Consider the following 25,714-nt stretch of genomic DNA (forward strand, 5'->3'; position numbering starts at 1 on the left):
GCCCGGGGCGTTTTGTGTTTAACTGTTCGCCAAAAAACAGCGAACACTTAGAAGGCGTGCCATGGACCTGAACATCGATCGCAACGCCACCGAGCCGATGGTCCGGCAACTGGTGGCGCAGTTGCTGGGCTGGATAAAGCGCCAGCGCATCCGCCCCGGTGCCCGGATGCCCTCGATCCGGCAACTGGCCCAGGAAAACGGCGTGAGCCTGGCGTGTGTGATCAAGGCCTACGACCAACTGGTTGCCAGTGGGGTGTTGGAGTCCCGGCATGGGTCGGGTTTTTTCGTCGCGCCCCAGGTGTCGCGCCCGAAGGAACCGGCGGCGGGCGAAGAGGAGGGCGCATGGGCCTTGTTCGAGCCGCAGTCTTCGCGGCTCAAGCTCGGCTGCGGCTGGCTGCCCGACGCCTGGCGGGACGACACCGACCTGGGCCAGGCCATCCGCCAGGTGGTGCGCAGCGACAACCACGCCCTGTTCAACTACAGCACGCCGCTGGGGTCGGTCGAGCTGCGCCAGCACATTCAGAAACGCCTGGACCTGATCGACATCCACGTCGACCTGCCGCAGATCCTCACGACCCAGGGGGCCAGCCAGGGCCTTGACCTGCTGGTGCGCACGCTGCTCAAACCCGGTGACCTGGTGCTGGTGGAGAGCCCCGGCTACTACAACCTGTTCAACCTGCTGAGGCTGCACGGGGTCAGGACCCTGGCGGTGGCGCGAGGCACCCAGGGCCCGGCAATCGAGGACCTGGAGCGCTTGCTGGAGCAGCACAAACCCGCCTATTTCTTCCTCAACAGCATGTACCAGAACCCCACCGGCACCAGCCTGGCACCGAGCGTGGCGTACCGCTTGCTGCAACTGGCCAACCAGCATGACTTCAAGCTGATCGAGGACGACATCTACGCCGACTTCCAGAACGGCGTGACGTCCCGGCTGGCGACCCTGGACGGGCTGGACCGGGTGATCTACCTCGCGAGTTTTTCCAAGACCTTGTCCAGCTCCTTGCGTGTCGGTTACGTGGTGGCCCAGCCCGACATCATCAACCGGCTGGCCGAGGTCAAGATGGTGACCGGCATCGGCTGCACGCTGCTGGCGGAGAACGTCGTGGCGGCGTTGCTCGCCAACGGCGCGTATCGCAAGTTGATCCAGCGCCTGCGCCAACGGCTGAACAAGCAGATGGCAAGCACCCTTCGCCAACTCGACCAGGCGTATTGGGAGGTTTTTGCCGAACCCACCGGCGGCCTGTTCGTGTGGGCCCGGCCGCGGCACCTGGCTGCCGACCGGGTGCAGCAGATTGCCCAGGAAACGCAGGTGCAACTCTCCCAGGGTTCCAGTTTCATGCCGGCGGGTGAGGCGTGTGACTGGTTGCGGCTGAACGTGGCCTTTGTCCAGGACATTCGCGCGCAACGGTTTTTCCAGCGAATCGAGCAAGAGTCACTCAGCCACCGCGATAACTGAATATGCGCATGGAAATGCAGGGCGTTAATGGGAATGCATATCAAACAGGAATGAGTTGCTGTATCTTTCGCGACACATTCTTGCCGGCCCCAGCGGGTTGGCGTTTTTCCCTTAGGATTGTGCATCGATGCGTCGGATTCTCGTTTCACTGTGTGTGCTGCAGGCTTATTCCGTATCCACCTGGGCAGATGAGCCCCTTGTCGCCCCGGCGTCCATGGAGCTGCAAGCCACCGACATCGTCGGCGCTGGCGACTATGAAAATCCCCAGGGACCGGTCAAGGGCTATCACGCCACCCGTTCGGCCAGCGCCACCCGCACCGACACCGCGATCCATGAAACCCCGCAATCGATCTCCGTGGTGTCGCGCGACGCCGTCGAAGACCTCGGCGCCACACGCCTGCAAGATGCCCTCGACTACGCCGGCGGCGTGGGCCGGGCTAACAATTTCGGCGGCCAGGGCCTGACCACCTTCACCGTGCGCGGCTTCACCACGGGGGAGTTTTACCGCAACGGCTTCCCGATCAACCGGGGTTACCCGAACATGCCCGACGCCAACACCATCGAGCGCCTGGAAGTGCTGCGCGGCCCGGCGACCATGCTGTACGGGCGTGGCGACCCCGGCGGTACCTTCAACGTGGTGTCCAAGCAGCCGTTGGCCGAGCGCACGGTGACCCTCGGCAGCCAGCTCAATGACCAAGGCATGCGTCGCGGCACGCTGGACGCGTCCGGCCCGTTGGACGAAGCGGGCACGCTGGCCTATCGCTTGAACGTGATCGGCGAGGGTGGCGATACCTTCCGCGACCACGTCGAGACCGAGCGCTACGGCGTCGCCCCGGTGGTGACCTGGCAACTCAACGACACCACGCGCCTGACGTTCGAAGGCGACTTCATGCGCAACAACCATCCGCTGGACCGGGGTGTGACGCACTATCCTGGCCAGCGTGGCACGGCATCGCGCGAGACCTTCTTCGGCGAAAAGGACGCCGGCAAACTGCACAACGACAACAACATGCTGCAAGTGCGTTTCGAGCACATGCTCAACGACGACTGGACCCTGGCCGGTGGCACCCAATGGCTGGACGGCACGTTGCAGGGCAATGCCATCGAAGGCAACGGCATCGCCGCCGACGGCCGTACCCTGGGGCGCAATTTCAACTACCGCAAGCTGGAATGGACAGACCGCGACACGCAACTGAACCTCACCGGGCATTTCGCCACGGGCGGCTTGGAGCACACGCTGTTGACCGGGATCGAGTACGAAGACTACGACTACCAGTCCATCATTCAGCGCTCCGCGGCCGGGACCGGGGCCTACCCCATTGATATCTTCGATCCGGTGTACGGCCAGCCCCGCCCGGCGCTGACCCGCACCCCCACCGACGACCAGGAAAACCTCAAGACCCTTGGCCTGTTCGTCCAGGACCAGGTGGCGCTGACCGAGCGCTTGAAAGTGCTGGCGGGGGCGCGATTCGAGCGCTTCGAGCATGAGTACGAGACGTTTGTGCCCAATGGCAGGAGCTGGAGCAAAGACGACAGCGCGGTCACCCCGCGGCTGGGCGTGATCTACGACCTGACCGACACCGTGGCGGTCTACGCCAACACGGCCCGCTCGTTCAAGCCCAACACCGGTGCCAGCCGCCAGGGTGGCGGCTTCAAGCCGGAAGAGGGCAAGTCCTACGAGATGGGTGTGAAATGGGAAGCGCTGGATCGCCAGTTGAGCGTCGACGCGGCGGTCTATCAGATCGAGAAGCGTAACGTGCTCACCACTGACCCGCTGGACTCCACCTTCAGCGTGGCCGCCGGCGAAGTGCGCAGCCGTGGCTTCGACCTGAACGTGGCCGGTAACCTGACACCGGCGTGGCGGGTGATCGGTGGCTATGCCTACGTCGATGCCGAGGTGACCAAGGACACCAGCATCCCAAGCGGGACCCGCCTGCTCAACGTGCCCAAGAACACCTTCAGCCTGTTGAACGTCTACGAATTCCAGGACGGCGGCCTCAAGGGCCTGGGGCTGGGCGCCGGTGCCCGGTACGTTGACGAACGCGCCGGCCAGACGGCGGCGAATGCCTTCTCGATGGACAGCTACACGGTGGTGGACCTGCTGGGCTACTACAAGGTCAACGAGCGGATCCGCCTGAACCTGGACGTGAAGAACCTCTTCGACGCCGATTATGAAGAGGGTGCGTTCGGTAACGTCTACGCTTATCCAGGCGCACCGCGCACTGTGCAGGCTGGCATCTCCTACACCCTCTGATCCCTGTGGGAGCGAGCAGGCCCGCTCCCACACAGCGGGGCAGTTGATGCTCACCACTTGCCCGTGCTCATCCCGCCATCCACCGGCAATACCACGCCGGTGGTGAAATCGGCCCCTGCCAGATAAAGCACGGCCTCGGCAATTTCCTCGACCGTCCCCACACGACCTGCCGGCGCCAGGTTATCGAGAAACGCACGGTGCGCCGGGTCATGCATCGGCGTGTCGATGATCCCGGGCGCGACGGCGTTGACCTTGATGTGATGGGGCGACAACTCCAGGGCCAGGGCGCGGGTCATCTGGTTGACCCCGCCCTTGATCAACACCGGCAGCGCGGCCGGCACCTGGATATTGGGTTGCAGCGCCACCGAGGCGGAGATGTTGACGATAAAGCCCTGGCGACGGCCGATCATGTGCGCGGCCGCTGCCTGGCTGGCATACACGAGGCCCTTGAGGTTGGTGTCCAGCAGCGCTTCCAGGTCCTGGGGGCTGTACTCGATGAATGGCTTGGGTAGAAAGAAACCCGCATTGTTCACCAACCCGTCCACACCGCCGAAGGCCTCGACGGCTTTGGCAACGACACGGGTAGAGGTGGCCGGGTCGGCAATATCACCGGCCACGCCAATGAACCGGTCGGCATGGTTGAACTGGGCCGCAGCGGCGTCCAGCCCGGATTGAGAACGGGCATTGCCCACCACGTTATAGCCCCGATCCAGGAATGCCTTGACCAAGCCCAAGCCGATACCGCTGGAAGCGCCGGTGATGATGACGGTTTTGTTGATACTCATGAAATCGACTCCTGATCACATTGATTGAACCGCTGCGCCGGGAGCGGCGCGGGTTGTGCTCAGGGTATTGATGCGCTCAGGTTTGATAAATCAGGGTTCTGGTACTTGAGTTGATACCTCATGTAATCAATCCCAAACATCCACACAACCGAACTGTGGCGAAGGTGGGAGCGGTTGAATCAGTGCTGGGTGTGCCACTGTCTTCGCGAGCAGGCTTGTTCTCACACTAGGACTTGCGCTGCGGTTGGAAGATATGGGTTGGCTGTCAGGTCGTCTTCGCGGGCAAGCCCGCTCCCACAGGGGCCCTGCGCAGGCACGAACGAGCCAGGTCGGCTTTAAGGCCGCCTCGGGCACGCCGAGTCTGGGCGAGGCACCAGGGGGTGGGGCAAACGCTCTTGGTTTCTTTTGGCTGGTCTGGCTCTCGGTGTCTCAAAAAGCGGCCGTTATCGCAGCAATGGGTAGGTACTCAATTAGACCGCCATCACGAGCAGACTCACTCCTTTGGAAGACTTCGAAACTGCGTCGTCGTCATACCCGCGTATCCCCAGTTATCCGTATCCACCTCCTCGATCACGATATGGGTCAAGTGCGGGTCCTTGCCCAACACACGTTGAAGGGTCTCGGTGATTTCAGCGATCACCTGGGCCTTCTGCTCACGTGTCACGCCATCACGGGTAATTCGTACATTGACAAAGGGCATGTTGCACTCCTGCTGATGAACACGGGCGCAGGACCATTCCCGCGCCACCGGGGCCACTGTATTTATACGCGCCAGCCTGATAAACAGGCCTCTGGAATCTTCAGTTGATACGCGGTGTAACGAATCATGAAGCGGCATTTCGAAGACCTGCAACTGGGCAGCATAGAACTGTTTTGCCTGGCGGCCGAGGCGGGCAGTTTCACGGCGGCGGCGCAGGTGGCGGGCGTCACTCCGGCGGCGGTGAGCCGTTCGATCTTTCGCCTGGAAGAACGCCTGGGCTCGCGCCTTTTCGTGCGTACCACTCGTAGCATCCGCCTGACGGAGGCCGGCAAGACCTATTTCGAACAATGCCGGCAGGCGCTGACGCAACTGATCGAGGCGCAACAGGCAATGATGGGGGCGCAAGCGGTGCCCGCCGGGCCATTGCGCATCAGCCTGCCCACCACCTACGGTCACCACCGGATCCTGCCGTTGCTGCCGGCGTTCCGGGCGCTGTACCCGCAAGTCAGCGTGGACGTGCACCTGAGCAATCGCAACATCGATTTCGTTGCCGAAGGGTATGACCTGGCGATCCGCGTGCGGGCCCAGCCGGACTCCTCGATGATCGCCCGGCAGTTGGAAGACGCGAGGCTGGTGGTGGTCGCGGCGCCGGATTACCTGCGCAGGGCCGGCACGCCACAGACCCTCGAAGACCTGAATGAGCACGAGTGCATCCAGTTCGAATTGCCCAGCAGCGGTCGACGGATTTCCTGGCTGTTCAAGGTCGATGGCAAGGACCGGGAGGTCTTTGCCCAAGGCCACTACGGTTGTTCGGACGATGTACTGGGCGGTGTGACGCTGGCCAAGCACGGTGCGGGCCTGTTCCAGACCTACCGCTTCATCGTCGAACAGGAACTGGCGGACGGGCGCCTGGTGGAAGTGCTGCAGCCATTGGGTGGCCGCTCACGGCCCTTCACATTGCTCTATCCCCACGGCCGACACATGCCCCAGCGCGTGCGCGCGTTCATCGACTTCCTGTTGCAGTACCGCGAGCAGTGGGCCAAAACCTGAGGCGCTGTGGGAGCGAGCAGGCTCGCTCCCACTTCATGCATGCACCTGGCCAATCATCAGAACTTGAACGCCTGCCGACCGATCAGCAGCCACTTGCCGTCCTTCTGTTTCTGCCAGATCTGGAAGTTCTCGATTTCGGTCGGCACGATGTCGCTGCCCTTGATCGCCTGGGCCGAGAAATGATTACGCACCAGAGCGGTGTCGCCTGAGAGGGTGATCTTCTGGTTTTTCATCTCCAGGGTCTTGAACGCGCTCTTGCCGGTCTCGATGTCGGCGATGAAGGCTTTCTTGTCCTGGATGTTCCCGCTGGAATGCCCGTAGGTGAGGTTTTCGGCGGCCAATGCCTGGAGCTGGGGGATGTCCTTGTGCAGCATGGCCTGGGTCAGGTGGTCGACGGCCTGGGCCACATCCTGCTCGGCCGACGCCGCAGCAGTGGCCGCATAACCGCTGAACAGGCACAGGAAGCTGATGACCAATGTCGCTTTCTTCATGGATGTTTCCTTGTTTTTGTAGGTATGAGGAACGTCACGAGCGTTTTTGACTACGCTCGTCGGTCATCGTACAACTACTTTCGGTGTCAGGATAGCCAAGAGACCGGCAATGGAAAAATGAACGAATGATTCACGGCCCCAACGTGGCGAGGGAGCTTGCTCCCGCTGGGCTGCGAAGCAGCCCCAAAAGCGACACCGACGCACGGGTCATTCTGGCGTGCGCTCAGGGGCCGCTACGCGGCCAGCGGGAGCAAGCTCCCTCGCCACGGGCCGCTGCCTGGCAGTGAGCTTACAACCCCTCGCGAACCGCCCCCCGAATCCCTTCCAGCAACATGGCAAACGCCGGGTTGTCGTTGTCTTCCCGCCAAATCAGATGCAGTTCGCTTTGCACCCCTTCGCCCAGGTCGATCTCGCGGAACACCACCTGCTTGAACACCACGCTGGTGGCGCACCGGGGCACCAGGGCCAGGCCCATGCCGGCGTTGACCAGCGCCAGGATGGTCAGCGAGGAGCCGAGCCATTGCACGTATTGCGGCGCCACCCGGGCCGAGCGGAGCGTGCCGGTGAGCAATTCGTTGAACGGCGGGTAGGCGGAATGGGAGTACATCAGGAACGGTTGCGCGTCGAGGTCCTGCACACTCACGGTTTCGGCCTGGGCCAGCGGGTGCCCGGCCGGGACCGCCAGCACGAAGGGTTCGCGCACCAGGCATTCGGTGGCGTAGCCGGTTTCCAGTAGCGGCGAGCGGACGATGCCCAGGTCGATCCGCCGGGCGCGCAGGGCCTCATGCTGCTGGTAGGTATTCATCTCCGACAGGACGATTTTGACCTGGGGCTGTTTCAGCCGCGCTTCGGCGATCACCTTGGGCAAAAATTCATACACCGCGCTGCCGACGAAGCTGATGGTGACCGAGCCGATGTCACCCTGGGCGAAGCGCCGGGCCGCCACGGCCGCTTGTTGGGCTTGTTCCAGCAGGTTCTGGGCTTCAAGGAAAAACGCCCGGCCGGCGGCGGTGAGCGCCACGCTGCGGGTGCTGCGGGTGAACAGTTCGACTCCCAGGTGATGTTCCAGCAACTGGATCTGCCGGCTCAACGGTGGCTGGGTCATGTTCAGGCGTTCGGCGGCTCGACGGAAGTTGAGTTCGGTCGCCACGGTGGTAAAGCAGCGCAGTTGGGCCAGTTCAAACATTGATTCAATCCAGGTATCAATCAAGTGCCAAGTTAGATTAGACGGAAACAATCCCCGGCGTCCATCATCGTCCCGTTCCCCACAAAAACAATGATCGGGAGGCACCCTTGAACAACGTACCGGACTCCACGTCGGCGAGCACCCTGGCGCTTGCGGCGGCCAAGGTCAAACGTCACGTACTGCCGCTGGTGGTGGTGATGTTCATCGTCAACTACATCGATCGGGTCAACATCGGCTTCGTGCGCAGCCACCTGGAAACCGACCTGGGCATCGGCGCAGCGGCCTATGGCCTGGGCGCCGGGCTGTTCTTCGTCGGCTACGCGCTGTTCGAAGTCCCCTCCAACATGCTGCTGCAGCGCTACGGCGCGCGGGCCTGGCTGACCCGCATCATGTTCACCTGGGGCGCGGCGGCGATGGCGATGGCCTTCGTGCGCGGCGAGACCAGCTTTTACGTGCTGCGCTTTATCCTCGGCGCGGCGGAGGCGGGGTTCTTCCCCGGCATCATCTATTACTTCACCCAGTGGCTGCCGGCCAACGAGCGCGGCAAGGCGATGGCGATTTTCCTCAGTGGCTCGGCCATCGCTTCGGTGATTTCCGGGCCGGTGTCGGGTGCGCTGCTGCACGTCAGCGGGCTGGGCCTGCACGGCTGGCAGTGGATGTTCCTGATCGAAGGTTTCGCCTCCATTGTGTTGTGCGGGTTCGTCTGGTTCTGGCTGCAATCGCACCCAAGCCAGGCCAAATGGCTGACCGCTGAAGAGAAAGCCGTACTGACCGCCGCCATTGCCGAGGAACAACGGGCCCGGGAAGCGACCCAGGTGATCAAGCCGTCGGTGTTCAAGCTGTTGGCCGACCGGCAGATCCTGCTGTTCTGCTTCATCTACTTCTCCATTGCCCTGACGATCTACGGCGCCACGTTCTGGTTGCCGAGTATGATCAAGAAGATGGGCAGCCTCGGGGACTTCCAGGTCGGCTTGCTCAATTCCATCCCGTGGATCATCTCCATCGTCGCGATGTACGGCTTCGCCGCCCTGGCCGGGCGCTGGAAGTTCCAGCAGGCCTGGGTCGCGGTCACGCTGGTGATTGCCGCGTTCGGCATGTTCATGTCCACCACGGGCGGGCCGGTCTTCGCCTTCGTCGCGATCTGTTTTGCCGCGATCGGTTTCAAGGCCGCCTCGGCGCTGTTCTGGCCGATTCCCCAGGGCTATCTGGACGCTCGCATCGCGGCCGCGGTGATCGCGCTGATCAACTCCATCGGTAACCTGGGCGGCTTCGTCGCGCCTACGGCCTTCGGTTTCCTGGAACAGACCACCGGTTCCATCGAAGGCGGCCTGTATGGCCTGGCGATCACTTCGCTGATCGCCGCCGTGGTGATCTTTTTCGCCCGCACTTCACCGGGGCGCGACACACCCAACTCATTGTCCGGTCGGCCCGAACCCATCGCCGACGCCGATCAGCCGGAAAAACGCCAAGCCTTGAACCCAGGCCCATCGGGAGCCGCTGTATGAAGATCAAACGCGTCACGGTCACACCCATTGCTTTTCGCGATCCACCGTTGCTCAACGCCAGCGGCATCCATGAACCGTTCGCGCTGCGCTCGATCATCGAGATTGAAAGCGACAACGGTTACATCGGCCTGGGCGAGAGCTACGGCGATGCGCCCGCCCTGGCGATCCAGATGCAACTCCAGGACCTGTTGATCGGCCTCGACCCGTTCAACCTCAACCGCTTGCGGGCCATCGTCGAGGCGACCGTCGCCGCGCAACGGCCGGCCAGTGTCGCCGGTGCCGAACTGGCGCCGGGCTCCCATGCGAGCAAAGCGGTCAGCAATGCCTACTCGGCCTTTGAAGTGGCCTGCCTGGACCTCCAGGCCCATTACCTGAACGTGCCGCTGGTGGATCTTCTCGGCGGTGCGATCCGTGATGAAGTCCCGTTCAGCGCGTACCTGTTTTTCAAGTACGCCGAGCACATCGATTCGCCATACCCGCCAGACAGCTGGGGCGAGGCCTTGAATGAGCAGCAGATCGTCGCCCAGGCCCGGCGCATGATCCAGGCGTATGGTTTCAAGAGCATCAAGCTCAAGGCCGGCGCCCTGGAGCCTGAGCACGAAGTCGCCTGCATCAAGGCGCTTAAGCAGGCGTTTCCCGGCTACCCGCTGCGCATCGACCCGAACGCCAACTGGTCGCTGGAGACCTCCATTCGCATGGCCGAGTTGCTCGGCGATGACCTGCAGTATTACGAAGACCCGACGCCGGGGCTGGAGGGCATGTCCGAACTGCACAAACGCACCGGCCTGCCGTTGGCGACCAACATGGTGGTCACCGATTTCGACGAGTTCCGACGCAGCGTGGCGCTGGACAGCGTGCAGATTGTGCTCGCGGATCACCATTACTGGGGTGGCCTGCGGGATACCCAGGCACTGGCGAAAATGTGCAGCACCTTCGGCCTGGGTGTGTCGATGCATTCCAATTCGCACCTGGGCATCAGCCTCATGGCCATGGCCCACGTCGCGGCAGCGGTGCCGAACCTGGACTACGCCTGCGACACGCATTACCCCTGGCAGGAACCGGATGAAGAAGTGATCAAGGGCGGCAAGCTGCCGATCGTCGACGGTTGCGTGAAGATCACCCGGGCTCCGGGCCTCGGGCTGGAGCTGGACCGCGATCAACTGGGCAAGCTGCATGACCAGTTCCTCGGTTGCGGCATCCGCCAGCGTGATGACGTGCGGCAGATGCAGCGCTACCGGCCGGACTGGAAGACCGTCAAGCCGAGGTTCTGAGTCCAAGAAGGCGGCCTGCTGCGCAGGCCAGCGGGAGCAAGCTCCCTCGCCACAAAAGCTGGATTTGACTTCAATTTTGAGTGTGGGGGCGACCCCTGTGGCGAGGGAGCTTGCTCCCGCTGGGCTGCGCAGCAGCCCCAAACCAAACGGCTCGCGATGACTGACCAATGAGTTGATCCTCCCAGCCCATCCAGCGGGCCACACCCAAAGTATCGCGCCCGTCGGCAAGGCAGTCTTACGCCCAAGCTGTCGCACCCCTCGACCTCGCCGTCTTACACCCAAACTGCCGCTTCAAACCCGCGCCACCAAAGCACTCGTCAATTGCCTCCAAGGCAGCGTATGGCGCCGCCCACAGCCTTTCGATAATCGCCTCCGACATCCCGTCCCACGTCGCGGAGCGCGCCATGCACAACAATAAAAATACCCGCCACCGTTTTTTGCCTGCGGTCATCGCCAGTCTTTCGACATTCGGCCTGGCGCCCTGGGCCCAAGCCGAAATCATGCTGTACGACAAAGACCAGACCACCTTTTCCACTGACGGCTACATCAACGCCTTCTACGTCAACAGCGACGTGGACCGGGCAGGGGAGCAGTATGACCGGCGCCAGGCGCGGGTGAAGATGGGCTTCTTGCCCAACTACCTGGGCTTCAACATGGGCAAGCAGGTCGATGACCTCAAACTGGGCGCTCGCGCGTCGTTCTGGGTGACCATCAACGACAGCGAGACCAACGGCACCGATACCGCCATCGACGTGCGGCAGTTCTACGGCACCGTCGCCAACCCGGAGTGGGGCGAAGTGCTGATCGGCAAGGACTTCGGCCTGTTTGCCCGCTCCAACATCCTGCTGGACGAACTGCTGGCCGGTTATGGCCAGGTCAGCGATACGCTGGGGCTGGTGGACGGCGGCGGGGTCTCGTTCGGCAACATCGGCAGCGGTTACCCGTATCCGTTCCCGACCTCGCAGATCACCTACCGCACGCCGGTGATGGAGGGGCTGCGGGTGGCGGTGGGGATCATGGACCCGGTAGACACCAACGACAACAGCGCCACCGGCAAGGCCTACCAGGAAAACCCGCGCACCGAGAGCGAGATCACCTACCAGTTCGACCTGGGCGGGGCGAAGATCTACAGCTGGCTCAACGGCAGCTACCAGACGTCGGACAATACCGATTCCAACGTCGAGTCGGTGACCTCCAAGGGCCTGGGCTACGGCGTGCAGGCCAAGATGGGGGGCTTGTCGCTGACCGGCTCGGGGTTCCAGGCCAAGGGCATCAACCCGTTCTTCACCAACAATGCCGGCGAAGCCACGTTGCGCAATGTCGACAGCAAGGGCTACCTGTTGCAGGGCTCGTATAAGCTGGGCAAGAACCGCCTGGCGTTGTCCTACGGCAAGACCGATGACGACGGCAACGGGGTGGTGGGCAGCGGCGCCGATTATGAAACCCGTGGCATTGCGTTGTTCCATGACGTCAACGACAACCTCAAGCTCGTGGCCGAGTACAACCAGTTCGAAATCAACGGCCACGACACCAGTGCCCAGAATGAAGACACCGATACGTTTGCGGTGGGTGCGGTGCTCACCTGGTAAGGGTAACGCCCTTCAACTGAGGCGTACCAGGTCGGTTTTTGGGACTGCTGCGCAGCCCAGCGGGAGCAAGCTCCCTCGCCACAAAAGCAGCGTTCGACTGCATTTTTGAATACGGATGCAATCCTGTGGCGAGGGAGCTTGCTCCCGCCGGGGCGCGAAGCGGCCCTGAGCCTGATTGATATTGGGGGCTGCGCATCAGCCCCCTTTTTTCAGTGAGACGTCCCCTCGGCAAACTCGATCTTGTTCCCCACGTTGTACTTGCCTGAAGGCTTGTTCATGGGCAGGCGCTTGATCTCCTGGAGGGTGTTGCTGTCGTAGACGATCAGCGCCCCATCGGTGGCCCAGATGCTCAGCAGCAGGTAGCGTCCGTCGCGGGTGAATTCGACGTGGGCGGCGGTCTTGCCGGGCACGGGGCGCAGGGTGTGGGCGATTTCCAGGGTCTGTTTGTCGATCAGGTGGATGGCATCGTTGTCGGGGCCGAAGAACACATCGGTCCAGGCGTAGCGCGAATTGGCGTGGCTGCGCAGGAAGAAGCCCGGCCCCAGGGTCGGGATCTGCTTGATGACTTTCCAGGTGTCGAGGTCGATCACCGAAATCAGCCCTTTGCTGATGTTCGGCGTTGCGAGTACCCAGTGGCCGTCACGCCGCCAATAGGTGCCCGAGCCCAGGTGCGGCATGCCCGGCAGGGCGATGTCGGTGATCACCCGGCCATTGTCGAGGTCAATCACCTGGCCGCCCTGGGCCTTGCGCGAGGTGGCGAGCAACTGCCGGTAATCCGGCGAGAAGGAAAAGTCATCCAGGTAATCCTCGGCGTCGATGCGCCTCGGCACGAAATCCGTGTTCGGACCGGTGGGCAGTTCCCAGACCTCCTTCACATCCTTCAAGGCGACGATGAAGCTGTTGCGGGGCGGGGCGGTGTACACCGCGCTCACCCGTGACGCCTGTCCGTCGCGGCCCACGGTGGCGATGGTCTTGACCAGCGACAGGTCCCGGGCGTCCAGCACTGCCAGGCTGCCGGGCAGGTAGTTGCCCACCAGCACCCAACGCCCGTCCTTGCTCACCGCCAGGTTGCGGGTATTGAGGCCGGCCCGCACTTCGGCGATCAACTTGAGGTTGTGCAGGTCGTACAGGCTGATCCAGCCGTCCCGGGAGGCGAGGTAGACGAAGCGCCCGTCGGGAGAAAATTTCGGCCCACCGTGTACCGCGAAGTGCGAAGCGAAGCGGGCCAGCACCTCGAAACGGTCACCGTCGACGACATCGACGTGATGGTCACCCGCTTCCACCACCACGAACAGGTTCAGCGGGTCGGCCTTGTGCTGGGGGGTGGTCGGCAGGCTGGCGAGGTCTTCGAGCACCCGATGGCTGCGGCGAATGTCATCCTCGTCCCAGCGCGGCTCGACCGCGGGGGGACGCTGGAGGTACTGCACCAGGCCCTCGATCTGCGCGGCGTCGAGCACGCCGCCGAACGCCGCCATCTGGCTGGCCGGACGCCCCTGTGTGATGACCTCGCGGATTTCGTCAGGCTTGATCCGGCTCAGGCTCTGGGGCAACAGCGCCGGTCCGGCGCCACCGATGCGGTTTACACCGTGGCACTGCTGGCAGTGCTGTTGGTAGTTACGTTCGGCCTGGTCCAGGTCGGGTGCCGTGGCGACGGCGCCCTGGGCCGCGCCGATCCACAGCCAGGGCAACCACCACCAGCGCTTCACAGCGCCACCTTCGCGGCAGCGGTCCTGGCCTGTGCCACGGGGTGAAGGTGCGCCGGATGGTGCAGCGGCTGATGGGCGAACAAGTCGACCACCTTGCCGATCACGGTCAGGGTCGGCAGGCCTTCGGCGCAGGCCTGGGCCATGCTCGGCAGTTGCTCGACGGTGCCGCGCAGCACTTGCTGGTCGGGGCGCGTGCCATTGCAGATCAATGCCGCCGGGGTCCGGGCGGCGAGGCCGGCCTCGATCAGCCGCGTGGCGATGGTGCCCAGGTTCGACAGGCCCATGTAGAACACCAGGGTCTGGCTGTCATCCGCCAGGCTTTGCCAGGGCAGGTCCAGGTCGCCTTCGCGTTGCAGGTGGCCGGTGATGAACCGGCAGGAATTGACGAAATCCCGGTGGGTCAGGGGGATGCCGGCGTAGGCCGTGCAACCGGCCGCGGCGGTGATGCCGGGCACCACCTGGCAATCGATGCCCCGGGCCAGCAGGTATTCCAGTTCTTCGGCGCCACGGCCGAAGATGAACGGGTCGCCGCCCTTGAGCCGGACCACGCGTTGGCCCTGATCGGCCAGGTCGGCCAGCAGTTCGTTGATCTGCGCCTGGGGCAGGCTGTGGCAGCCGGCGGCCTTGCCCACGTAGTGCCGGGCGCAGGTCAGGGGAATCAGGCCCAGCAGTTGCGGGCTGATCAGCCGGTCATAGACCACGGCATCGGCCTGCATCAACAGGCTCCAGGCACGCAACGTGAGCAGGCCCGGGTCACCGGGGCCGGCACCGACCAGGGCGACTTCCCCCGGTCTGAATGGCGATTGCAGGACAACGGGTAGAACGATGGGGGCAGGCATGGGACTTCCTTGGTTCGGTAGCATGTTCGCCGTTGGCTCAGCGAGCGACAGGCAGGGCAACGCTGGGAATGGCGTGCAGGCCGATTTCGTCGTCACTGAGGTGGCAACCGGGGTCCTGGCCCCACAGGTCGCCGTCGGCCCAGGCGCGGGTGCGGGTATTGCCGTTGCAGATGGCCAGCCAGCGGCATTGCCCACAGCGGCCGCCTACGGCCCGAGGATGTTCACGCAGCTTGTGCAGCAATGCGTCGGGGCGGTCGAGCCAGAGCGTCTTGAACGGGGTCTGGCGGACATTGCCCACCGAGTGCTGCCACCAGTAGGTGTCGGGGTGGACCTCGCCAGTGTTGTCGATATTGGCAATGCCGCTGCCCGACGCGTTGCCGCCCCAGGCCCGCAGCATCTGCTCCAGCGCGGCGTAGTGCTGGGGCAACCGGCGGCCGACCCATTGCAGCAGCAGGATGGCATCGGCGTCGTTGTTGCCGCTGACGAAGTCGCTGTCGCGCCCCTGCTCGATGTCGCGCCAGGCTCGCTCGAAGATCAGGGTCATGGCCTCGCGGCTCATCTGTTGGTGGGCGTCGAGTTTGCGGCTGCGCTTGCCCCGGCCGCTGTAGTTGAGGTGCGACAGGTAGAATTTCTGCACGTCGTATTCGTTCATCAGGTCCAGCAACCGGGGCAACTGGGCGTGGTTCTGCTGGGTGAGGGTGGTGCGCAGGCCGACCCGGATCCCTTGCTCGCGGCACAGCCGGATGGCCGCCATGGAACGGGCGAAACTGCCCTTGAGCTGGCGGAAGGCATCGTGGGTGGCCTCCAGGCCATCGATGCTGATGCCGACGTAGTCGAACTGCGCCGCGCCGATCTGCTGGATGTTGTCGGCGTCGATCAGCGTGCCGTTGCTGGACAGGGCGAGAAAGAAACCCTTGGCGCTGGCGTAGGCGCAGAGCTGGAACAGATCATCGCGCAGCAACGGTTCGCCGCCCGAAAGGATCAGCACACGCACGCCGGCGTCATGCAGGTCGTCGATGACCTGAAGCGCCGCCGGGGTGTCCAGCTCATCGCGAAACACACTGTCGGCGGACGTGGCGTAGCAGTGCTTGCAGGTCAGGTTGCAGCGCCTGAGCAGGTTCCAGATCACCACGGGCGGCCTCAGGCTGCCCGGTGGCGCGGTGCGCGGGGCCGGGCAATGGCCGGCCAGGGCGCGCAGGTAGTGGCTGATCCTCAACATAAAGCGCTCCTTGAGTCGACGCGGGCTCAGCGTGTGCCGGGCGACAGGCGCAGGCCGGTTTTTTTCAGGATCCGGCTGCTCACCAGCATGTCATCGGCGCGGCAGGCGTCCCCCAGCAGGTAGCGCAGGTGATCGCGGTAGCTGTCGATTTCCTCGCGGCTGCGGCCGTGGACCATGGCGAACAGGTTGTAGCGCCAGCCAGGCCGGCGCGGGCGCCGATAGCAGTGGCTGACGAAGGGCTGGGCGCCCAGCAGCGCACCGAGGCGCGGCATGTCGGCGTCGGCCACGTCCCAGACCGTCATGCCGTTGTGGCGGTAGCCCAGGCGGTAGTGATTGGGCACGGCGGCAATACGCCGGATCGCGCCTTCGGCCTGCAAGCGCTTTAGCAGGTCGAGGGTCGACTCCACGCTCAGGCCCAGCTGCTCGGCCAGCCAGCTCCACGGGTCTTCGAGCAATGGCAGGCCTTCCTGGGTCAGCTCCACCAGGCGCAGCGCCAGGGAGGTTTCAGCCTGGTCAGGTGGTGCGTCCAGGTGCGACTCAGAGGGGGAAATACAGGCCGACATGGTAGGTCTCCTCTTTGGGCAGGTTCAGCGGCACCAGGCCGGTCAGGCGCTCGATCCGCAGCAGGCTGTCGTGGATCGCCTGTTCACTGGGGCAGGCCAGCACGAACCACATGTTCCAGCTGTGTTCGCGCCGGTAGTTGTGGGCCACCTCGGGCATGTCCGCGAGCAGCTCGGCGATGGCGTCGAAGCGGGCTTCGGGCACCGCCAGCGCTGCCAGGGTGAAGGCGCCGCCCAGGCGATCGATGTCGAACATCGGGCCGAAGCGCGTGAGAACGCCGTCGTTGAGCAGTTCGTGCAAGCGGTCGAGCAGTTCGGTTGCGCTGCTGCCCAGTTCGCAGGCCAGTACCTGCCAGGGATGGCGCACCAGCGGCAGGCCCAGTTGCAGGCGGTTGATCAGGCGTCGATCCAGGTCATCCATCGATCCGGGCTCCCACGGGTGGAGCGAAGCGCCCACCGCATTGTTTGAACAGGTGCGTGCTGAACAGCAGTTGATGAGGCAGGTCGTCCAGCAGATGTTCGGCCAGCAGCGCCTGGACCTGGGCCTCGACACGGTCACGCTGGCGCCCGTGGATCATGCAGAACAGGTTGTACTGCCATTGGGGCAGGCGCCGCGGGCGTTGGTAGCACAGGCTGATGCCTGCGGCCTGGCCCAGGCGCCGACCGACCTCGTCGACCAGGGCGTCCGGCACGTCCAGCACCAGCATGGCATTGGCGGTGAACCCCAGGGCGCGGTGATTGACCACCAGCCCGACGCGCCGGAACAGCCCCTGTTCGTGCCAATGCTGCACCTGGTCGAGCACCTGCTGCTCGCTGGCCTCGATCTGTTCGGCCAGGGCCTGGAACGGACGCGGTGTCAGCGGCAGTCCGGTTTCCAGCGCCCGGCGCAGCGCCAGCGACTGTTGCTCACTCAAGGGGTTTTGCATGGGAGGTCTCCAGGGCAAAGCCCAGGTCGATGCGGTAGGCGGTCAGCATGGGCAGGTCCAGGGGCGTCAGGCCGGTGTCGTGCTCCAGCTCCTGGAGAATGGTGTCCAGGTGGGCGCGGTTCGGACCGGTCAGCACGAACCACAGGTTGTAGCGGTGTTCGCGTGCGTAGTTGTGATTGACTTCCGGGTACTGGCTGATACGCGATGCGACCTGGTGCAGGCGGTCTTCGGGCACCGCCAGGGCGGCGAGGGTGCTGGCTCCGGCGCGGGTGTGTTCGAACACCGGGCCGATCCGCGACAACGCGCCGGCCTGGTGCAGTGACTGCAAGCAATCGAGCACTTGGGCCTGGGTGCAGCCCAAGACCTCGGCCATGGCCCGGTAAGGTTCGGCGCACAACGGCAGGCCATGCTGGAAGCGATCGATCAGGCGCCGGGCCAAGGGGTTCGCAGTCATGCTCAATACCCCGGTTTGTGCGCGCGGCTGCTGAAGAAAATGCCGCTGGGGCTCAGGGCGGGCAGGCGGCCCAGGCGTTCAAGCCGATAGGGGTCCCAGACCTGCACGTCGCCACCGTCCCGGGCCGACAGCCACAGTTGGTCACCCCGGGCGGTGAACTCCATGTGCAGCACCGCAGGGCCTGGTCGCAGGTCCGCGACAATGGCGTGGGTCTGGGTGTCGATGACCTGGACGCGGTCGTTGTCCGGGTAGGCGAAGTTGACCCACAGCTGCCGGCCGTCCGGACGCGCAGTGACGAACACCGGTTGTCCGCCCACCGCGATGGCGTCGGTCTGTCGCCAGTCGCGGGCATCCATCACCAGCACCTGGTGATGGCCGACGGCGGGCACGAAGGCTTGCTGGTCGGCGATGGCCCAGCCTTCCAGGTGAGGCATCTTGTACACCGGCAGCCGGGCCTGGCCGCGTCCGTAGTGCCCCAGTACGCGTTTTACGCCGCGCTCCGGATGCCACAGGTCGAGTTGGGCCATGCCGTCTTCGCCGAACAACCCGGCCATGTAGTAGCGCCCGTCCGGGGAGATCAGTGCGTCGTAGGGTTGCTGGCCGATGCCGGTGAAACGCTCGGTGCGCGGGTTGAGGCCCTGGCTGAAGTCGGCCGTCCAGATTTCGCCGGTGTCGAACAGGCTGAACACGAAGCGCTGCCCCGGCGCATCCACCAAGCCGACCACGCGCGAGCGCTTGTCCCCGCCAGGCAATGGTGTGGCAGGAATGTCGGCGACCTGGTCCAGGGTGGCGGCATCGAACACCTTGACACCGCCAGGCTCGTAGTTGGAGACGGCGATCAGCTTGCCGTCCTGGCTGATCGCGCCGCCGATGCTGTTGCCGCCCTGGACGATGCGTCGCTCGATGCGCGCGGTCAGCAGGTCGACCTTGCTCAAGCCGCCGTCCCGCCCGAACACGTAGGCATAGCGTTGGTCGCGGGAGAACACCACCGAGGCGTGGGACAGGTCGCCCAGGCCTTCGACGCGGGCGAGGGCGGTGCGGGTATCGCTTTCGATGATTTGCAGGCTGCCCGTGGCGCGTTCGACCACCACGCCCAGGTCGCCGGTGCCGCGAAGCGGTGCCTGGGTGCAGGCACAGAGCAGCAGGGCGAGGGCCGATGAAGTCAGCAATGAACGGATCATGAGGCAGGTTTTCCTTGAAGAAGCCGGTCCACCAGCCAGCGGATGTCGTCGGGGCCGAGCAGGGGTGCCCAGCCAGGCATGGCGCTGCCGGGGCGACCCAGGGTGACGGTGGCAATGAGGCTGTCGCGGGACTTTCCGGCCAGCGCGGCGTGGGTCAGCGGTGGACCGAGGCCGCCGGTCAGGTACAGGCCGTGGCAGGCGCCACAGTCCTGGTCCAGCAGGTGTTGCAGTTGGGCTTGGCGCTGCGGGTCGGGAGTGGCCAGCGCGCCGGCCGAAAAACTGAGGAACAGGGCGGTCATCAGGGTTGTTGAGCTGTGTCGTTCCATGACGCCTCCTGGTCAAATGCTAAGTGATCCCTGTGGCGAGGGGATTTATCCCCGCTGGGCTGCACAGCAGCCCCAAGACCTGATACCGCGGTGTGTCAGGCTGACGGGGTTGCTTTCTGGGGGGCTGCTTCGCAGCCCAGCGGGGATAAATCCCCTCGCCACAGAGGTTTCTCTCACTGAGGGTTATTTGAGGGTCAAGACCCACGCAGCCAGGGTGTTGGCTTCTTCTTCAGTCACCGGGTTGGCCGGCATCGGCATGGGTCCCCAGTTGCCTTGCGTACCTTCCTTGATGTGCTTGGCAAGCACGTCCTGGGCCCCGGGCACGTTGGCGTTCTTCGCCGCGACGTCCTTGAGGGCCGGGCCCACTACCTTGGTGTCGATGGAGTGACAGGCCGCGCAGGGCTTGCTCTTGAACAGCGTCGGACCGTCTTCGGCCAGGGCCGGTTGCAGGCTGGCGGCCGCTGTCAGGGCCAGTGCGATCAGAATAGGCTTCATGGTTTTTCCTCTTATTGATGGAGCTCAATAGATGTCGTGTTGGGTGTTGTAGACGTTGAATTTGCCGGTGGGCGTGATCAGGCGCTTGTCCTTGATCACGTTCTTGACCTTGAGGGTCTTGTCGTCGATCACCACCAGGGCCGACTCGTCGTCCTGGCCGCTCCAGACCGAGAACCAGACCTCATCGCCGGCCTTGTTGTATTCCGGTTGCACCACGCGCAGGGCGCCTTTCTTGATGCCGGCGTATTCGGCAATCGGCAGCACGGTGTAGCCGGCATCGAGCTTGTCGATGTTGAACACGGCCACCGACTGGCTGAGCTTGGCGTCGGGGCTCAAGGTGGTGTCGACGTACAGGTGCCGGGACTCGGGGTGGGTCTTGATGAACAGCGAACCGCCGCCCTGGCCTTGCAGCGAACCGACCTGTTTCCAGGCGTATTGCGGGTGATTGACCGGGTCGGTGCCGATCAGCGAGACGCCGGCATCGCCCAGGTGACTGGTGGCCCACACCGGCCCATAGAGTGGGTGGTTGAAGTTGGCGCCGCGTCCCGGGTGCGGGGTCTTGCCGACGTCCACCAGGGCGGTGAGCTTGCGCTCCTTGGAGTCGATCACCGCGACCTTGTTGGAGTTGTTGGCGGCCGTCATGAAGTAGCGATGGCTGCTGTCCCAACCGCCGTCATGAAGGAACGGCGCAGCGTCGATGCTGGTGATGGTGAGGTTCTTGATGTCCTGGTAATTGACCAGCATCACCTTGCCGGTTTCCTTGACGTTGACGATGAACTCCGGCCATTCGTGAGAGGCGATGATGGCCGCCACGCGTGGTTCGGGGTGGTACTGCTGGGTGTCGACGGTCATGCCGCGGGTCGAGACGATCTGCTTCGGCTCCAGGGTCTCGCCGTCCATGATGGTGAACTGCGGCGGCCAGTAGGAACCGGCGATGGTGTACTTGTCTTCGTAGCCCTTGAACTTGGAGGTTTCCACCGAACGGGCTTCGATGCCCACTTTGATTTCCGCGACCTTGGTCGGCTCTTTCGGCCACAGGTCGATCATGTCGATCTTGGCGTCCCGGCCGATCACCAGCAGGTAACGCCCGGACGCCGAGATACGCGAGATGTGCACCGCATAACCGGTGTCGATCAGCTTGACGATCTTCTTGCTGTCGCCGTCCACCAGGGCGATCTTGCCATCGTCACGCAGGGTCACCGAGAACAGGTTCTGCAGGTTGAGGGTATTGAGTTGCCGGGTCGGGCGGTCTTCAGGCTTGACCAGCACTTTCCAGGTCTTGAGGGTCTCGGCCATGCCCCATTCCGGTGGTGTCGGCGGGGTGTGCTGGATGAACTTGGCCATCGTCGTGATCTGTTCTTTGGTCAGCGCATTGGAGGTACCCCAGTTCGGCATGCCGGCGGCCGAGCCGTAGGTGATCAGCGCCTCCAGGTAGGCCTGGCCACGGGCCTGGGTGATGTCCGGTGTCAGGGGCTTGCCGGTGGCGCCTTTGCGCAGCACGCCGTGGCAGCCGGCGCAGCGCTGGAAGTAGATTTCCTTGGCCGCGTCGAAGTCGGCCTGGCTCATGTCCGGCGCCCCTTCGGTCTTGACCAGGCGCGGCTGGTCCGGCGCGGGGTCGTTGGCAAAGGCGTGGGCGGCGACCAGGGCCGTACATAACGCCCCGACCCTCAAGACCCACGATTTTTTGTGGCTGATCAGCATTCCATTTCTCCTCAGGCATGACCTGCATGGTGTGCCGTAACAGGCGTTCGGCGCGCAGGTTCTGGGTGCCCTGCAAGGCTATGCCCAGGCCGGTGGTTGATCGCTTGACGGCGATCAAGTTTGCCCGCCGCAGCCCTTGCCAGGTTGTCGCAGGGCCCCGTAGCGTGGGCGGCAATCGAGTTGCCTGATCAGGTCCAGTCATGAACGCCATCCACTCTTTGCAACAGCCGGACGAACCTTTCTACCAACCCCAGGACAACGAGCAGGCGCTGTTCGAGCAGGCCTGGCAGCACCGTATGCCGGTGTTGATCAAAGGGCCTACCGGTTGTGGCAAGACCCGCTTCGTCCAGCACATGGCCCATCGCTTGAAACTGCCGCTGTACACGGTGGCCTGCCACGACGACCTGAGCGCCGCCGACCTGGTGGGCCGTCACCTGATCGGCGCCCAGGGCACGTGGTGGCAGGACGGTCCCCTGACCCGCGCCGTGCGCGAAGGCGGCATCTGCTACCTCGACGAGGTGGTCGAAGCGCGGCAGGACACGGCGGTGGTGCTGCACCCGCTGGCCGATGATCGTCGGCAGTTGTACCTGGAACGCACCGGGGAAGTGCTCCAGGCGCCGCCAGCGTTCATGCTGGTGGTGTCGTACAACCCCGGTTACCAGAACCTGCTCAAAGGCATGAAGCCCAGCACCCGCCAGCGTTTCGTGGCGATGCGCTTTGGTTATCCGGCGGTCGCCGATGAAGAACGCATCGTCGCTCGCGAGGCCGGCGTGCAGTTGCCGCTGGCGGCCCAGGTGGTGCGCTTGGGGCAGGCGCTGCGCCGACTCGACCAGCACGACCTGGAGGAGGTGGCTTCCACGCGCCTGCTGATTTTTGCCGCGCGCATGATTGGTGCCGGGATGGACCCGCGCCAGGCCTGCCTGGCTTGCCTCGCCGAGCCCTTGAGCGACGACCCGCAGACGGTTGCCGCGCTGATGGAAGTGGTCGATGTCCACTTCGGCTGAAACCCCGGCCACGCCCCGGCGTTTGCCGGGGGACCTGGCGATGTGGTTTTTCATCCTTGCCGAACTGTCGGTGTTCGCGCTGCTGATCCTGGCGTTCACCGTCGCCCAGGCGCTGGACCCACAGACGTTCAGCGAAGGCCGTCATCTGCTGGATCGCTCCACGGGCCTGGCGATGACCCTCAGCCTGCTCACCGCCGGGCTGTTCGCCGCGCTGGCCCAGGAGCAGGTCAGGCGCGACCGGCCGCGTCACGCCGCACGGTTATTGTGTGTGGCGTTGCTGCTCGCCTGCGGCTATGTGGGGATCAAACTCACGGAGTACGCCCATCTGTTGGCGAACGGCCTGGGGATGGAGCACAACACATTCTTCACGTTGTACTGGATCCTCACCGCGTTTCATTTTCTCCATGTGTTGCTGGGCATGGTGATCCTCGCCTGGCTGGCCGAGGGGTGCCGGCGACGTCGCTATCGGGCGCAGCGCAACAGTGGGCTGGAATCCGGCGTGCTGTATTGGCACATGGTCGATCTGGTCTGGGTGCTGCTGTTTCCGGTTGTCTACATCCTTGATTGAGCGGAGGTGCGCATGTCGGCTTCCCGTGTCCTGATCGCCTGCTGGCTGACGCTGGCGGTGTTGAGCACCGGCACCGTTGCCCTGGGCCAGATCGCGGCTACCGGGCTGGTGTCCATCGCCATCCTGGTGGTCGCGGTGACCAAGGCCTGGCTGATCGCCGACGGCTTCATGGAGCTGCGCCACGCGCCGCGATTGTGGCGGCGGCTGGTGTTGAGCTGGGCTGCGTTGCTGGCGGTTGTGATCGGGATGGTCATCTCGTTCACGATCTGAACTTGCACAAAATACCCTGTGGCGAGGGGATTTATCCCCGTTGGGTTGCGAAGCAACCCCAAAGCATTCGACTCAAATTTTTCTGATACACCGAGTTGTCTGGCTTTAGGGCTGCTTCACAGCCCAGCGGGGATAAATTCCCTCGCCACAAAAGCTTGCCTGTCTTTCGGACTGTGCTGAAACAACCCACCAAAACCATCGGAGATTCTTGATCGCCATCAAGCGGTTTCGAGGGGCTCGCTTCCTAGAATGAACACGCCAAGCAATGAGGAAGTGACCATGTCAGATACCTTCACCAAAGGCATGGCCAGGAATATTTACTTCGGGGGAAGCGTGTTCTTTTTCCTGATATTCCTGGCCCTGACCTACCACACGGAACAGACCTTTCCAGAACGCAGCAACCAGGCGCAGTTGACCGAATCGGTGATTCGCGGCAAGGGCGTCTGGGAGCGCAACAACTGCATCGGCTGCCATACGCTGCTGGGCGAGGGCGCGTACTTCGCGCCGGAGCTGGGCAATGTGGTCAACCGCCGCGGCGGCGATGAGGCGTTCAAGCCGTTCCTGCACGCGTGGATGAAAATGCAGCCGCTGGGCGTGCCCGGTCGCCGGGCCATGCCGCAATTCAACTTGAGCGAACAGGAGGTCGACGACATCGCCGAGTTCCTCAAGTGGAGTTCGAAAATCAACACCAATGGCTGGCCGCCAAACAAGGAGGGCTGAGAGATGAGCATGGCTAATCCGCATCTGAAATTCGCCTCGCAGGCCGTTGCCAAACCCTATTTCGTGTTTGCCCTGATGCTGTTCCTGGGGCAGGTCCTGTTTGGTTTGATCATGGGCTTGCAATACGTGGTCGGCGACTTCCTGTTCCCGCTGATCCCCTTCAACGTGGCCCGCATGGTCCACACCAACCTGCTGATCGTCTGGCTGCTGTTCGGCTTCATGGGCGCGGCGTACTACCTGATACCGGAGGAGGCCGACCGCGAACTGCACAGCCCGAAACTGGCGCTGGTGCTGTTCTGGGTGTTTGCCGCCGCCGGGGTGATGACGATCCTGGGCTACCTGTCGGTGCCGTATGCGACCCTGGCGAAAATCACTGGCAATGACCTGTTGCCGACCATGGGCCGTGAGTTCCTCGAACAACCCACCATCACCAAGATGGGCATCGTGGTGGTTTGCCTGGGGTTCCTCTACAACATCGGCATGACCCTGCTCAAGGGCCGCAAGACCACCGTCAGCATGGTCATGATGACGGGCTTGATCGGCCTCGCGGTGTTCTTCCTGTTCTCCTTCTACAACCCGGGAAACCTCGCCCGCGACAAATACTACTGGTGGTGGGTGGTGCATCTCTGGGTCGAGGGCGTCTGGGAACTGATCATGGGGTCGATGCTCGCCTTCGTGTTGATCAAGATCACCGGCGTGGACCGCGAAGTGGTGGAGAAATGGCTCTACGTGATCATCGCCATGGCGTTGATCACCGGGATCATCGGCACCGGCCACCATTTCTTCTGGATCGGCGCGCCGCAGGTCTGGTTGTGGGTCGGTTCGATCTTCTCGGCGATGGAACCGCTGCCGTTCCTGGCCATGGTGATCTTCGCCTTCAGCATGGTGCGCAACCGTCGTCGTCATCACCCCAATCGTGCCGCCACGCTGTGGGCCAAGGGCACCACGGTCACCGCGTTCTTCGGTGCCGGCGTCTGGGGCTTCCTGCACACCCTGGCGCCCGTGAACTTCTACACCCACGGTTCGCAACTGACCGCGGCACACGGCCACCTGGCTTTCTACGGGGCCTACGCGATGATCGTGATGACCTTGATCAGCTACGCCATGCCACGCTTGCGCGGGTTGGGGGAAGCGGCCGACGAGCGTTCGCAGAAATTGGAAATCTGGGGCTTCTGGCTGATGACCCTGTCGATGGTGATGATCACCTTGTTCCTCACCGCCGCCGGTGTCGTGCAAGTGTGGTTGCAACGCTGGGCGGTGGACGGCAGTGCCTTGCCCTTCATGGCGACGATGGATCACCTGCGGCCGTTGTTCTGGGCGCGTCTGATCAGTGGCGTCGGTTTCCTGCTGGGGCTGCTGTGCTACCTGCTCAGCTTCCGTCAGCGTGGTCGTGCCGCCCTGCGTGCACCGGCCGCCGTGGTGCCGTCATGAGTCGCCACAACGACTAAGCCGAACGCA

26 protein-coding genes are annotated in these 25,714 nt (G+C 63.8%); 11 read left to right on the forward strand and 15 right to left on the reverse strand.

Annotated elements, in window-relative coordinates:
* Positions 1–61: 61 nt before the first annotated feature.
* Both V5F23_RS12120 and V5F23_RS12125 read left to right on the forward strand, forming a co-directional pair.
* On the forward strand, positions 62–1,456 hold the full coding sequence (locus V5F23_RS12120; protein ID WP_338498548.1) for a PLP-dependent aminotransferase family protein: 1,395 nt from the start codon (positions 62–64) through the stop codon (positions 1,454–1,456).
* A gap of 127 nt (positions 1,457–1,583) precedes the next feature.
* Positions 1,584–3,710, forward strand: coding sequence for a TonB-dependent siderophore receptor (locus V5F23_RS12125; RefSeq protein WP_338474682.1), 2,127 nt, complete (start codon positions 1,584–1,586; stop codon positions 3,708–3,710).
* Positions 3,711–3,760: 50 nt separating this feature from the next.
* Here V5F23_RS12125 and V5F23_RS12130 read toward each other — a convergent pair whose 3' ends face one another.
* Positions 3,761–4,495 carry an SDR family NAD(P)-dependent oxidoreductase gene (locus tag V5F23_RS12130; protein WP_042732735.1) on the reverse strand — a complete coding sequence of 245 codons (735 nt, stop codon included), beginning with the start codon at positions 4,493–4,495 and terminating at the stop codon, positions 3,761–3,763.
* Positions 4,496–4,988: 493 nt separating this feature from the next.
* The gene (locus V5F23_RS12135) at positions 4,989–5,195 is read right to left on the reverse strand and encodes a 4-oxalocrotonate tautomerase family protein (protein WP_047737977.1); all 207 of its coding nucleotides are present in this window, start codon (positions 5,193–5,195) and stop codon (positions 4,989–4,991) included.
* Between the two features lie 126 nt (positions 5,196–5,321).
* On the opposite strand from V5F23_RS12135, the gene V5F23_RS12140 reads away from it, so the two are divergent.
* Positions 5,322–6,245 (forward strand): LysR family transcriptional regulator, encoded by a 924-nt coding sequence (locus V5F23_RS12140; protein WP_123578102.1) that lies wholly within the window; start codon positions 5,322–5,324, stop codon positions 6,243–6,245.
* 56 nt (positions 6,246–6,301) lie between these two features.
* Here the strand turns inward: V5F23_RS12140 and V5F23_RS12145 are convergent, their stop codons facing one another.
* Positions 6,302–6,736: a nuclear transport factor 2 family protein gene (locus V5F23_RS12145; protein ID WP_047737980.1), complete on the reverse strand. Its 435-nt coding sequence runs from the start codon at positions 6,734–6,736 to the stop codon at positions 6,302–6,304.
* 289 nt (positions 6,737–7,025) lie between these two features.
* Complete coding sequence (locus V5F23_RS12150) at positions 7,026–7,922, reverse strand: LysR substrate-binding domain-containing protein (protein ID WP_042731728.1); 897 nt, start codon at positions 7,920–7,922, stop codon at positions 7,026–7,028.
* A gap of 107 nt (positions 7,923–8,029) precedes the next feature.
* Here V5F23_RS12150 and V5F23_RS12155 point away from each other — a divergent pair, with 107 nt between their 5' ends.
* The 3 genes from V5F23_RS12155 (at position 8,030) to V5F23_RS12165 (ending at position 12,287) form a co-directional block, all read left to right on the forward strand.
* Complete coding sequence (locus V5F23_RS12155) at positions 8,030–9,427, forward strand: MFS transporter (protein WP_042731727.1); 1,398 nt, start codon at positions 8,030–8,032, stop codon at positions 9,425–9,427.
* Positions 9,424–10,698 (forward strand): glucarate dehydratase family protein, encoded by a 1,275-nt coding sequence (locus V5F23_RS12160; RefSeq protein WP_042731726.1) that lies wholly within the window; start codon positions 9,424–9,426, stop codon positions 10,696–10,698. The genes V5F23_RS12155 and V5F23_RS12160 overlap by 4 nt, the downstream gene beginning before the upstream one ends.
* Before the next feature lie 404 nt (positions 10,699–11,102).
* A complete protein-coding gene (locus V5F23_RS12165) occupies positions 11,103–12,287 on the forward strand; it encodes a porin (protein WP_047737987.1) in 1,185 nt (394 codons plus the stop codon).
* Positions 12,288–12,496: 209 nt separating this feature from the next.
* On the opposite strand, the gene V5F23_RS12170 is transcribed toward V5F23_RS12165, so the two are convergent.
* The 11 genes from V5F23_RS12170 to nirS all read right to left on the reverse strand — a co-directional run bounded on the left by V5F23_RS12170 (position 12,497) and on the right by nirS (position 21,559).
* Positions 12,497–13,993, reverse strand: a complete 1,497-nt coding sequence (locus V5F23_RS12170; RefSeq protein ID WP_338498552.1) for a cytochrome D1 domain-containing protein — start codon at positions 13,991–13,993, stop codon at positions 12,497–12,499.
* The gene (cobA, locus tag V5F23_RS12175) at positions 13,990–14,832 is read right to left on the reverse strand and encodes a uroporphyrinogen-III C-methyltransferase (protein WP_042731723.1); all 843 of its coding nucleotides are present in this window, start codon (positions 14,830–14,832) and stop codon (positions 13,990–13,992) included. Before cobA ends, V5F23_RS12170 begins: the two co-directional genes overlap by 4 nt.
* A 37-nt stretch (positions 14,833–14,869) precedes the next feature.
* The gene (nirJ, locus tag V5F23_RS12180) at positions 14,870–16,051 is read right to left on the reverse strand and encodes a heme d1 biosynthesis radical SAM protein NirJ (protein WP_042731722.1); all 1,182 of its coding nucleotides are present in this window, start codon (positions 16,049–16,051) and stop codon (positions 14,870–14,872) included.
* A gap of 26 nt (positions 16,052–16,077) precedes the next feature.
* Complete coding sequence (locus tag V5F23_RS12185) at positions 16,078–16,614, reverse strand: Lrp/AsnC family transcriptional regulator (RefSeq protein ID WP_047737996.1); 537 nt, start codon at positions 16,612–16,614, stop codon at positions 16,078–16,080.
* The gene (locus tag V5F23_RS12190) at positions 16,589–17,032 is read right to left on the reverse strand and encodes an AsnC family transcriptional regulator (protein WP_042732837.1); all 444 of its coding nucleotides are present in this window, start codon (positions 17,030–17,032) and stop codon (positions 16,589–16,591) included. The genes V5F23_RS12185 and V5F23_RS12190 overlap by 26 nt, the downstream gene beginning before the upstream one ends.
* The gene (locus tag V5F23_RS12195; protein ID WP_042732838.1) at positions 17,025–17,537 is read right to left on the reverse strand and encodes an Lrp/AsnC family transcriptional regulator; all 513 of its coding nucleotides are present in this window, start codon (positions 17,535–17,537) and stop codon (positions 17,025–17,027) included. The genes V5F23_RS12190 and V5F23_RS12195 overlap by 8 nt, the downstream gene beginning before the upstream one ends.
* Entirely contained in the window at positions 17,518–17,991 is a 474-nt protein-coding gene (locus tag V5F23_RS12200; protein ID WP_042732839.1) for an Lrp/AsnC family transcriptional regulator, read from the reverse strand. Before V5F23_RS12200 ends, V5F23_RS12195 begins: the two co-directional genes overlap by 20 nt.
* Positions 17,992–17,993: 2 nt before the next feature.
* Positions 17,994–19,172, reverse strand: a complete 1,179-nt coding sequence (locus V5F23_RS12205; protein ID WP_042732840.1) for a cytochrome D1 domain-containing protein — start codon at positions 19,170–19,172, stop codon at positions 17,994–17,996.
* Positions 19,169–19,498: a cytochrome c gene (locus V5F23_RS12210; RefSeq protein WP_042732841.1), complete on the reverse strand. Its 330-nt coding sequence runs from the start codon at positions 19,496–19,498 to the stop codon at positions 19,169–19,171. The genes V5F23_RS12205 and V5F23_RS12210 overlap by 4 nt, the downstream gene beginning before the upstream one ends.
* 183 nt (positions 19,499–19,681) lie before the next feature.
* Positions 19,682–19,993 carry a c-type cytochrome gene (locus V5F23_RS12215; RefSeq protein ID WP_338498554.1) on the reverse strand — a complete coding sequence of 104 codons (312 nt, stop codon included), beginning with the start codon at positions 19,991–19,993 and terminating at the stop codon, positions 19,682–19,684.
* Positions 19,994–20,017: 24 nt separating this feature from the next.
* Positions 20,018–21,559, reverse strand: coding sequence for a nitrite reductase (nirS, locus tag V5F23_RS12220; protein WP_338474782.1), 1,542 nt, complete (start codon positions 21,557–21,559; stop codon positions 20,018–20,020).
* Between the two features lie 335 nt (positions 21,560–21,894).
* Between nirS and V5F23_RS12225 the strand changes: the two genes are divergently transcribed.
* From V5F23_RS12225 to V5F23_RS12245, 5 genes are all read left to right on the forward strand, one after another.
* Positions 21,895–22,698: an AAA family ATPase gene (locus V5F23_RS12225; RefSeq protein ID WP_212803729.1), complete on the forward strand. Its 804-nt coding sequence runs from the start codon at positions 21,895–21,897 to the stop codon at positions 22,696–22,698.
* Complete coding sequence (locus tag V5F23_RS12230) at positions 22,682–23,266, forward strand: cytochrome c oxidase subunit 3 (RefSeq protein WP_053144849.1); 585 nt, start codon at positions 22,682–22,684, stop codon at positions 23,264–23,266. Before V5F23_RS12225 ends, V5F23_RS12230 begins: the two co-directional genes overlap by 17 nt.
* A gap of 12 nt (positions 23,267–23,278) precedes the next feature.
* A complete protein-coding gene (locus V5F23_RS12235) occupies positions 23,279–23,536 on the forward strand; it encodes a cytochrome C oxidase subunit IV family protein (protein WP_338498561.1) in 258 nt (85 codons plus the stop codon).
* Between the two features lie 279 nt (positions 23,537–23,815).
* On the forward strand, positions 23,816–24,256 hold the full coding sequence (locus V5F23_RS12240; protein WP_042732967.1) for a cytochrome c: 441 nt from the start codon (positions 23,816–23,818) through the stop codon (positions 24,254–24,256).
* Positions 24,257–24,259: 3 nt separating this feature from the next.
* Positions 24,260–25,687 carry a cbb3-type cytochrome c oxidase subunit I gene (locus V5F23_RS12245; protein ID WP_338498564.1) on the forward strand — a complete coding sequence of 476 codons (1,428 nt, stop codon included), beginning with the start codon at positions 24,260–24,262 and terminating at the stop codon, positions 25,685–25,687.
* Positions 25,688–25,714: the final 27 nt, after the last annotated feature.

The sequence above is a fragment of the Pseudomonas sp. WP18 genome, assembly GCF_036689585.1.
Classification (GTDB): Bacteria; Pseudomonadota; Gammaproteobacteria; order Pseudomonadales; family Pseudomonadaceae; genus Aquipseudomonas; species Aquipseudomonas chlororaphis_E.

Excerpts from the sequence above, each read along its gene's own strand:
- V5F23_RS12120 (WP_338498548.1), top strand. The coding sequence starts at position 62 with ATGGACCTGAACATCGATCGCAACGCCACCGAGCCGATGGTCCGGCAA.
- V5F23_RS12125 (WP_338474682.1), top strand. The coding sequence starts at position 1,584 with ATGCGTCGGATTCTCGTTTCACTGTGTGTGCTGCAGGCTTATTCCGTA.
- V5F23_RS12130 (WP_042732735.1), bottom strand. The coding sequence starts at position 4,495 with ATGAGTATCAACAAAACCGTCATCATCACCGGCGCTTCCAGCGGTATC.
- V5F23_RS12135 (WP_047737977.1), bottom strand. The coding sequence starts at position 5,195 with ATGCCCTTTGTCAATGTACGAATTACCCGTGATGGCGTGACACGTGAG.
- V5F23_RS12140 (WP_123578102.1), top strand. The coding sequence starts at position 5,322 with ATGAAGCGGCATTTCGAAGACCTGCAACTGGGCAGCATAGAACTGTTT.
- V5F23_RS12145 (WP_047737980.1), bottom strand. The coding sequence starts at position 6,736 with ATGAAGAAAGCGACATTGGTCATCAGCTTCCTGTGCCTGTTCAGCGGT.
- V5F23_RS12150 (WP_042731728.1), bottom strand. The coding sequence starts at position 7,922 with ATGTTTGAACTGGCCCAACTGCGCTGCTTTACCACCGTGGCGACCGAA.
- V5F23_RS12160 (WP_042731726.1), top strand. The coding sequence starts at position 9,424 with ATGAAGATCAAACGCGTCACGGTCACACCCATTGCTTTTCGCGATCCA.
- V5F23_RS12165 (WP_047737987.1), top strand. The coding sequence starts at position 11,103 with ATGCACAACAATAAAAATACCCGCCACCGTTTTTTGCCTGCGGTCATC.
- cobA (WP_042731723.1), bottom strand. The coding sequence starts at position 14,832 with ATGCCTGCCCCCATCGTTCTACCCGTTGTCCTGCAATCGCCATTCAGA.
- nirJ (WP_042731722.1), bottom strand. The coding sequence starts at position 16,051 with ATGTTGAGGATCAGCCACTACCTGCGCGCCCTGGCCGGCCATTGCCCG.
- V5F23_RS12185 (WP_047737996.1), bottom strand. The coding sequence starts at position 16,614 with ATGTCGGCCTGTATTTCCCCCTCTGAGTCGCACCTGGACGCACCACCT.
- V5F23_RS12190 (WP_042732837.1), bottom strand. The coding sequence starts at position 17,032 with ATGGATGACCTGGATCGACGCCTGATCAACCGCCTGCAACTGGGCCTG.
- V5F23_RS12195 (WP_042732838.1), bottom strand. The coding sequence starts at position 17,537 with ATGCAAAACCCCTTGAGTGAGCAACAGTCGCTGGCGCTGCGCCGGGCG.
- V5F23_RS12200 (WP_042732839.1), bottom strand. The coding sequence starts at position 17,991 with ATGACTGCGAACCCCTTGGCCCGGCGCCTGATCGATCGCTTCCAGCAT.
- V5F23_RS12205 (WP_042732840.1), bottom strand. The coding sequence starts at position 19,172 with ATGATCCGTTCATTGCTGACTTCATCGGCCCTCGCCCTGCTGCTCTGT.
- V5F23_RS12210 (WP_042732841.1), bottom strand. The coding sequence starts at position 19,498 with ATGGAACGACACAGCTCAACAACCCTGATGACCGCCCTGTTCCTCAGT.
- V5F23_RS12215 (WP_338498554.1), bottom strand. The coding sequence starts at position 19,993 with ATGAAGCCTATTCTGATCGCACTGGCCCTGACAGCGGCCGCCAGCCTG.
- nirS (WP_338474782.1), bottom strand. The coding sequence starts at position 21,559 with ATGAGCCAGGCCGACTTCGACGCGGCCAAGGAAATCTACTTCCAGCGC.
- V5F23_RS12225 (WP_212803729.1), top strand. The coding sequence starts at position 21,895 with ATGAACGCCATCCACTCTTTGCAACAGCCGGACGAACCTTTCTACCAA.
- V5F23_RS12230 (WP_053144849.1), top strand. The coding sequence starts at position 22,682 with ATGTCCACTTCGGCTGAAACCCCGGCCACGCCCCGGCGTTTGCCGGGG.
- V5F23_RS12235 (WP_338498561.1), top strand. The coding sequence starts at position 23,279 with ATGTCGGCTTCCCGTGTCCTGATCGCCTGCTGGCTGACGCTGGCGGTG.
- V5F23_RS12240 (WP_042732967.1), top strand. The coding sequence starts at position 23,816 with ATGTCAGATACCTTCACCAAAGGCATGGCCAGGAATATTTACTTCGGG.
- V5F23_RS12245 (WP_338498564.1), top strand. The coding sequence starts at position 24,260 with ATGAGCATGGCTAATCCGCATCTGAAATTCGCCTCGCAGGCCGTTGCC.